At 65.1% G+C, this 1,400-nt stretch carries 1 protein-coding gene; it reads right to left on the bottom strand.

What is annotated here, in order from left to right; genetic code table 11:
* Positions 1-33: 33 nt before the first annotated feature.
* Positions 34-1,305: an IS256 family transposase gene (locus tag FN369_RS09540; RefSeq protein WP_142525916.1), complete on the bottom strand. Its 1,272-nt coding sequence runs from the start codon at positions 1,303-1,305 to the stop codon at positions 34-36.
* Positions 1,306-1,400 lie beyond the last annotated feature (95 nt).

Below are 1,400 nucleotides of genomic sequence, written 5' to 3' on the forward strand. Positions count from 1 at the left end.
GAGCTATGGCGGAATTTGGGTGACGCGGCGTGATCAGGCGGCGCGGCTCTGGGTGGCGTCGGTTTGTGCGACGCCGTCGTTGAATCTGACGCCTTCGATGACGCGTGGCAACTGGTTGGAGCCGTTGAGCTTGCGCCATTTCTTCGAAGCGGCCCGGATCAAGGTGAAGACCATCAGCCTGGCGGTCTTCTGCGATAACGCGCCTTTGGTCCGCACCGTGCGGTGACGAACGGTGGCGAAGACGCTCTCGATCGGGTTCGAGGTACGCAGATGCTCCCAATGTTCGGCCGGGTAGTCATAGAAGGCCAGCAGAACCTCGGTGTCCTTGGTCAGACAGGCGACACCGCGCTGATACTTGGCGGCATATTTCGCCTTGAAGGTGTCGATCGCCGCCAGGGCGGCGGCGCGGGTTTCAGCGTGCGAGATTTCGCGCAGGTCGGCTGCCACCGCTGGCTGCATGGATTTCGGAAAGTGGTTGAGCACGTTGGCGATCTTGTGGAACCAGCAGCGCTGATGGCGGGTGCCGGGGAACACCTCGTCCAGCGCCTTCCAGAACCCAAGGGCGCCGTCGCCGACGGCCAGTTCGGGCGGCACGGCAAGCCCTCGGGCCTTGAGATCGACCAGCAGTTCGCGCCAGCTCTGCGCGCTTTCGCGGAAGCCGACCTGAAAGCCCAGAAGCTCCTTCCGACCTTCCGGTGTCGCCCCGATGATCACCAGCATGCACTCGGCCTGCGGCTCCATCCTGGCCTGCAGGTAGACGCCGTCGGCCCAGACATAGACATAGCGGCGCGCCGAGAGATCGCGGCGCTGCCAGCGCTCATACTCCTCCTGCCAGCCTGCCGTGAGGCGGGAAATCACCCCCGGCGACAGGTTCGGCGCGTCCGCCCCGAGCAACGCCGTCAGCGCCTCCTGGAAATCGCCGGTGGAGACGCCGCGCAGATACAGCACGGGCAACAGGGCATCGAGGCTTTTCGAGCGGCGTGCCCAACGCGGCAGGATCGCCGAGGTGAAGCGGATCCGCGTCTCCGCCGACACGCCCGGCGCGCGGTCACGCACCTTCGGCCGCTGCACCGGGATCGGACCGATCCCGGTCTGGATCGCCCGTTCCGGGCCGGCGCCATGGCGGACAACACGCTGCCGGCCGTCGGGCAACAACTCCTCGCTGAACTGGGCAACGAAACTTGCCGCCTCGGCCTTCAGGGCCGCCATCAGCATCTGCCGCGCGCCCTCACGGGCTATCTCCGTCAACGGATCAATGATCGAACCAGGCTGATGAAAAGAGGTGATCGTGCTATTCTCGTTCATAGGCGTATCGCTCCTCAGGGAGGTTCTGGCAGGCTTGGACACCCGCCACGATACGCCGCCTTCTCAGACCTCATCACCCATTTTCAGCCATAGCC

This window comes from Methylacidimicrobium cyclopophantes (assembly GCF_902143385.2).
Classification (GTDB): domain Bacteria; phylum Verrucomicrobiota; class Verrucomicrobiia; order Methylacidiphilales; family Methylacidiphilaceae; genus Methylacidimicrobium; species Methylacidimicrobium cyclopophantes.

Bases quoted from the DNA above. Each gene is read 5' to 3' on its own strand.
- FN369_RS09540 (WP_142525916.1), bottom strand. From the start codon at position 1,305: ATGAACGAGAATAGCACGATCACCTCTTTTCATCAGCCTGGTTCGATC.